The organism is Aestuariivirga sp., from assembly GCF_020252405.1.
Taxonomy (GTDB): Bacteria; Pseudomonadota; Alphaproteobacteria; order Rhizobiales; family Aestuariivirgaceae; genus Aestuariivirga.
In genome coordinates, this window is sequence record NZ_JADCDA010000087.1 from 1 (window position 1) to 5,037 (window position 5,037).

5 protein-coding genes are annotated in these 5,037 nt (G+C 65.2%); 2 read left to right on the top strand and 3 right to left on the bottom strand.

Going from position 1 to position 5,037, the window contains the following annotated elements; genetic code table 11:
* Positions 1 to 178 precede the first annotated feature (178 nt).
* Positions 179 to 1,972 (bottom strand): ABC transporter transmembrane domain-containing protein, encoded by a 1,794-nt coding sequence (locus IOC69_RS12510; protein ID WP_290543892.1) that lies wholly within the window; start codon positions 1,970 to 1,972, stop codon positions 179 to 181.
* Between the two features lie 191 nt (positions 1,973 to 2,163).
* Between IOC69_RS12510 and rpmE the strand changes: the two genes are divergently transcribed.
* Positions 2,164 to 2,385, top strand: coding sequence for a 50S ribosomal protein L31 (gene rpmE, locus IOC69_RS12515; RefSeq protein WP_290543893.1), 222 nt, complete (start codon positions 2,164 to 2,166; stop codon positions 2,383 to 2,385).
* 203 nt (positions 2,386 to 2,588) lie between these two features.
* Here the strand turns inward: rpmE and IOC69_RS12520 are convergent, their stop codons facing one another.
* Together IOC69_RS12520 and IOC69_RS12525 are read right to left on the bottom strand one after the other, a co-directional pair.
* Positions 2,589 to 3,113 carry a DUF1465 family protein gene (locus tag IOC69_RS12520; protein ID WP_290543894.1) on the bottom strand — a complete coding sequence of 175 codons (525 nt, stop codon included), beginning with the start codon at positions 3,111 to 3,113 and terminating at the stop codon, positions 2,589 to 2,591.
* 312 nt (positions 3,114 to 3,425) lie between these two features.
* Positions 3,426 to 3,611, bottom strand: a complete 186-nt coding sequence (locus tag IOC69_RS12525; protein WP_290543895.1) for a DUF1192 domain-containing protein — start codon at positions 3,609 to 3,611, stop codon at positions 3,426 to 3,428.
* Positions 3,612 to 3,722: 111 nt separating this feature from the next.
* Between IOC69_RS12525 and IOC69_RS12530 the strand changes: the two genes are divergently transcribed.
* Complete coding sequence (locus IOC69_RS12530) at positions 3,723 to 4,697, top strand: NAD(P)H-quinone oxidoreductase (protein WP_290543896.1); 975 nt, start codon at positions 3,723 to 3,725, stop codon at positions 4,695 to 4,697.
* The last annotated feature ends 340 nt before the right edge of the window (positions 4,698 to 5,037 follow it).

The following is a 5,037-nucleotide window of genomic DNA, read 5'->3' on the forward strand; positions in this document are numbered from 1 at the left end:
AGGCCGGATGAGGGCTTCTTTCCGCATCGGAATCTGTGGACAAAGGCCCTCATCCGCCCTTCGGGCACCTTCTCCCATCCTTCGGACGGGAGAAGGGAACCCATATGCGATAGCCCTCCCCACGAGGGGGAGGGAAATCCGAATGGAGTCAATTGACCGCCCGCCGCTCCAGCCAATCCTACTCCGCAGCCTGCGCGGTGAACTGCAGCTTGGCGAGCCTCGCATAGAGCGGGCTTGTGTTGATCAGCTCCTCATGGGCGCCTTCCGCGACAAGCTGTCCGCCGTCCAGAACCAGAATGCGGTCGGCGTTGCGGACCGTGGCGAGGCGGTGGGCGATGACCAGTGTTGTGCGGTTCGCCGTGAGCTTTTCGATCGCCTGCTGGATGAAGGCCTCGCTCTCGGCGTCGAGCGCGCTGGTCGCCTCGTCGAGCAGCAGGATGGGTGCATCGCGCAGGATGGCGCGGGCGATGGCGATGCGCTGGCGCTGGCCGCCGGACAATGTGACGCCGCGCTCGCCCACCTGCGTGTCATAGGCCCTGGGCAGGCGCTCGGCGAATTCGTCAACACGCGCGGCGCGGGCCGCTTCGAGCACGTCCTCCGCACGGGCCTCCGGCTTGCCGAAGCGGATGTTGTCCATGATTGAGCCGGAGAATATGACGGTCTCCTGCGGGACGACGGCGATGCGCTGGCGCACCTCCTGCGGCACGGCCGTTTTCACGTCGATGCCATCGACGGTGACGACGCCCTTCTGGGGGTCGAAGAAGCGCTGTGCCAGGGCGAAGACCGTGGTCTTGCCGGCGCCCGAGGGGCCGACGATGGCGACAGTCTCTCCCGGTTTCACGCTGAAGGACACATCGGTCAGCGCATCCTGCCCGGGGCGCGAGGGATAGGCGAAGGTGACGCGGTCGAGCGCCAGGCGGCCCTGCGGCGGCTTCGGCAGCGGCTGCGGCGCGGCGGGGGCGGTGATCACGGGCTTTTCATCGAGGAGCTCGGAGATGCGCTCGGCCGCACCGGCGGCAAGCTGCACCTCGCCCCAGACTTCGGAGAGCTGGCCCATCGACGAGGCGGCGAGGATCGCATAGATCAGGAACTGGCTGAGCGTGCCGGGCGACATCGAACCCAAGATCACGTTGCTGGCGCCGGTCCACAGCAGGATGACCACCGCGCCGGTGGCAACGCCGATGATCAGGGCGGTGAGGACGGCGCGCGCGAAGGTGCGCTGGGCGGCCGCATCGAAGGCGGAGGCCGTGGCGGCGCCGAACTGGCGGCGGGCCGCAGTCTCCTGCACATTGGCCTGGACGGTGGAGACGGCGAGCAGCCGCTCCTGCGCGAAGGCGGCGGACGAGGCGAGCGTATCCTGCGCCAGGCGCGACAGGCTTCTGACGCGGCGTCCATAGGTGACCAGCGGCAGCACGATCAGAGGCAGCGCCAGCAACGACAGGCCGGCGAGCTTGGGGCTCGAAGCCACCATCATGAAGACGGCGCCGATCAGCATCACCACATTGCGCAGTGCGATGGAGGCTGTCGAGGAAAAGGCCGACTTGATCTGCGTGGTGTCGGCGGTGAGGCGCGAGAGCACCTCGCCCGAGCGCTGGGTTTCGAAGAAAGCGGGACTGAGGTTCAGCAAGTGGCCGAAGACCGCATCCCGGATGTCGGCCACCACGCGCTCGCCGATCCACATGACGAAATAGAAGCGCATCGCCGAGCTGATGGCGAGCACCACAACGACCGCCAGCATGGCGAGGAAATATTTGTCGATGAGTGTGGCATTCTCCGCCGTGAAGCCGTGGTCGATGATGCGGCGCACCGCCACCGGCACGGCGAGGGTTGCCCCTGCGGCGGTCAGCAGCGCCATCAGGGCAAAGACCATCTGCCGCCGGCAGGGCCGCAGGAAGGGCGTGAGGTTGAGGAGGGGGCGGAAGTTCCGGCTCTTGGGGCGGCGCCGGGCTTCGTCTTCATAAGGGTTGCTCATGCCCGCTGTTCTACCCCAAGAGCCGCGGAATGGAAGCGGCGCGGCGGCGCCGGGGCAGGCCGCCGCTGCCTGTGGACCAGTCTTGTGGACCGGTCGGGCTTGCCTGCCCCCGGCATCTCCTGTATGGCCTGCGCCGAACTTGGAATTCAGCACTGCGCGGGGCCGTTCCCGCCATTGAGAGAGCATTGACCATGAAGCAAGGCATCCACCCCGATTATCACATGATCAACGTGGTCATGACAGACGGCACAACCTTCCAGACCCGCAGCACCTGGGGCAAGGCCGGCGACACGATGAACCTCGACATCGACCCTAAGTCCCACCCGGCCTGGACCGGCGGCCAGCAGACTCTGCTCGACCGCGGCGGCCGCGTGTCCAAGTTCAACCAGAAGTTCGCGTTCCTGAACAAGTAACCGCCGTCTCCGGATGGACTGTGCAAAGCCCGGCCCCGGCGGTCGGGCTTTTGCATTGCAGGACCGGAGCTCCGGGTGCGCGCGTGGTTTGGCAGATTGGCAGATTGACAGATTGGCAGACGGGCAGATGGCGTTTGGCCGCCGGGCGGACTTATTTTGCGGCAGCCTGTCAGGGCGCTCAGGAGACAACAGGCGGAAAAAACTCAGGAGCGGAGGCCGAACTCCGCGGCCAGCCGGTCGAGCTGGTTCGACACGGGGCTCGGCGCGGGGGCCGCGGTGTCGGACTTGGCCTGCAAGTTGAGCATGGCGTCGAACTTCAGCACGCGCTGGTGCAGCGACAGCGAACGCTCGACGATGTCCTGGAGAGCGGCGGGAAGCTGCTCGGACCCGTTGAGCGGCCTGCCGCGCCCGATGTCGGCGAGCGAGATGCGGTGGCGCTCCTTCCTCACGTCGTCCTGGTTCATTTCGCCCGCACCGATGGCGCGCTGCAGGAGAAGCCACGACGCGAGCTGCATCAGCCTGGTCGTCAGCCGCATGCTTTCCGTGGCATAGGCGACGGCGCCATGGCGGTCGAGCAGTCGGGCATCCTGGCGGCCGGGGCCATCCAGGTAATTGGCGGTTTCCTCAACGAGGCCCATGCCCTCCCTGAACACCTTCTCGAATTGCTCCGAGGCTGTGAAGCGCGACATGAAATCGACGGTGACGGGGGAGGCGTTGGCAGGGGGCATCTGGGGCATTCCTCGGGGCTCGCGTTTGTCACGGTACGGAGCGTGCCGGATGATGAACCGGGTTAAACCCAAGGTCAATGATCAAGCGCTACCCCGAAAAGCCCCAAGCAAGAGCGATGCCAGAGCAAGACCAAAAAAGCCGCGCGAAGGGCGCGCGGCTTGAAAGTTTCAAACAGGGAGGCGTCAAACAGAGTGGTGGAGAACCACTCGGAGCAATCCGGTCAGGGATTACTCCGCAAAAATAACCTTAATTCCTTACCCAAACCTTAACGCGCTCAACCGGAAGGGGTGAATTGTGCCAATTTGAGAGGATCAAGTGCGGAAAAACGCTTCCGCGGCGTTTTTCGAGGCCTGTTTCGACGCGATTGCCGCCTTCACCCGCTGGATTTCCGATTCGAGGTCACGCACGCGCTGTTCCAGTTCGGACACCGACAGGAGGTCAAGATTTTCGCCCAGCATCACGCCCGTGGGCATTTTCGGCACGTCTTCGAAACTCATGGGCGGCGCTCCTCCACGCGGACTGGGGGGCATTTTGTCATTGCGGGGCCACGGCGTTCAACACAAACTGCGATGGACAAGCGCCCGAAAGGACCTGGCCCGATGAAAGACATGACCGCCATTGCCATCACCACCCCTGGCGGACCCGAGGCGCTGGCGCCGGTGGTCATTCCCGTTCCGGCGCCGAAGCCGGGGGAAATCCTCGTCCGGGTAAAGGCGGCGGGCGTCAACCGTCCGGACGTGCTGCAGCGCCAGGGCGTCTATCCGCCGCCGCCCGGAGCGCCCGACACGCCAGGCCTCGAAATCGCGGGCGAGGTGGTGGCGCTGGGCATTGGCGTCAAGCGCTACGAGGCGGGCGACCGCGTCTGCGCGCTTGTCCCCGGCGGCGGCTATGCCGAATATGCCGTGGTGCATGAGGACAATGCGCTGCCCGTGCCGCCGGGCCTCAGCTTCATCGAGGCGGCGGCCATCCCCGAAACCTTTTTCACCGTGTGGACCAATGTCTTCGACCGGGGGCGGCTGAGGGAGGGCGAGACGCTGCTGGTGCATGGCGGATCGGGCGGCATCGGCACCACCGCCATCATGCTGGGCAAGGCCTTCGGCGCCGTCGTGGCGGTCACCGCGGGCTCGGAGGAGAAGTGCCAGGCGTGCCGCGATCTGGGCGCTGACCTTGCCATCAATTACCGCGACGGGGATTTCGTCGCCGTGCTGGCGGAGAAGGGCGTCAGGCCGGACGTGATCCTCGACATGGTGGGCGGCGACTATATCGCCCGGAACCTCAAGGCCGCGGCCATGCATGGCCGCATCGTGATGATCGCCTTCCAGAAGGGCTCGCGCGTCGATGTCGACTGGATGCCGCTGATGCTGAAGCGGCTGACCTTCACCGGCTCCACCCTGCGCGCCCGCAGCGTTTCCGAAAAGGCCGAGATTGCCCGGGCGCTGGAACGCAATGTCTGGCCGCTGTTCGGGGCGGAGCAGCTGAAGCCTATCATCTTCCGCACCTTCCCGCTGAAGGAGGCTGCGGCGGCGCATGCGCTGATGGAATCGAGCGGGCACATCGGCAAGATCGTTCTGGTGAATGGGTAGGATTATCGTGCTTGGCCTCGACGTGGAAGAGGTTGGGCTGAGGTCATGGAACGTCTCAGTCTCTAAAGCGGCGGGCGGTCAATTGTCTCGATTAGGATTTCCCTCCCCCTTGTGGGGAGGGATTAAGGGTGGGGGTCGCCGGGCTCAGGTCTTCAAGAATTGGACTCGTGGGTCCACCACCCCTACGCCTCCCCACTGTACAGACCGGAGACAAGGGTAACACCTGTTCGGGGACATGGGTAACACATTTGCCTGACTTTCAGGTAGGTGGGCGATGCCATGGGGAGCTATGTCGGTGATGGAGTTGAGGCGTGAGTTTTGCGCGTTGGCGAGCGTTGAA

Excerpts from the sequence above, each read along its gene's own strand:
- IOC69_RS12510 (WP_290543892.1), bottom strand. The coding sequence starts at position 1,972 with ATGAGCAACCCTTATGAAGACGAAGCCCGGCGCCGCCCCAAGAGCCGG.
- rpmE (WP_290543893.1), top strand. The coding sequence starts at position 2,164 with ATGAAGCAAGGCATCCACCCCGATTATCACATGATCAACGTGGTCATG.
- IOC69_RS12520 (WP_290543894.1), bottom strand. The coding sequence starts at position 3,113 with ATGCCCCCTGCCAACGCCTCCCCCGTCACCGTCGATTTCATGTCGCGC.
- IOC69_RS12525 (WP_290543895.1), bottom strand. The coding sequence starts at position 3,611 with ATGAGTTTCGAAGACGTGCCGAAAATGCCCACGGGCGTGATGCTGGGC.
- IOC69_RS12530 (WP_290543896.1), top strand. The coding sequence starts at position 3,723 with ATGACCGCCATTGCCATCACCACCCCTGGCGGACCCGAGGCGCTGGCG.